This is a genomic window from Streptomyces ureilyticus, from assembly GCF_011045025.1.
Lineage (GTDB): Bacteria > Actinomycetota > Actinomycetes > Streptomycetales > Streptomycetaceae > Streptomyces > Streptomyces ureilyticus.
This window is the reverse complement of sequence record NZ_JAAKZX010000517.1, coordinates 1-633: the sequence shown is the minus strand read 5'-3', so window position 1 is coordinate 633 and position 633 is coordinate 1. Positions and strand designations below refer to the sequence as shown.

Sequence of the window (633 nt, the reverse complement as noted above, 5' to 3'; positions counted from 1 at the left end):
GCCCCCCCTCCCCGACAACCACCCACCGCTCCGACGAAACCGACGACTCGTGGGTGGGCGCGGCCAGGGGGACCCACTCGAGGGCGAAGGGCTTCTCCTTCCCCTTTCCGCGGACGCGTTCTTGCTGGTCCGGTGACATCTCCGGAATCACCAGCCGATCGACGAGAGCCACTGGAGCACCCGTGAGGTCGGCGAGGGCAACAGTCATCGCATCGGATCCGGCCGGAGACAGCCTCACCCGCAGGGTCGAGGCGCCGGCCGCGAAAACCGAGACCCCACTCCACGCGAACGGAAGTCGCATGACCCCACCGCTGTCAAAGAAGGCGCCAGCTCCCGCGGCCTGCAGGGCGGCGTCGAGCAGCGCCGGATGGAGGATGAAGTTCTCCGCCACATCCTGCTCGTTGCTGGGGAGGCTCACCTCGGCGAAGACCTCGTCCCCGCGCAGCCACGCGGCCCGCAGTCCCTGGAAGGAGGGACCGTAGGCATACCCAAGGCGCCCATACGCTTCGTAGAAACCGTCCAGCTCGATGGGGCTCGCCCCGGGAGGCGGCCAGGCGCCGAGGTCGACGGGGCCGGTCACCGCGGCCTGGCTGAGCGCCCCACTGACGTGCCGGGTCCACTCCTCGTCCGGCC

Annotated in this window: 1 protein-coding gene; it reads right to left on the bottom strand. The window is 70.1% G+C overall.

Annotated elements, in window-relative coordinates; translation table 11 throughout:
* Positions 1 to 633: polyketide synthase dehydratase domain-containing protein (locus G6048_RS48455; protein WP_206343068.1), on the bottom strand; the 633-nt coding region annotated here is incomplete at both ends.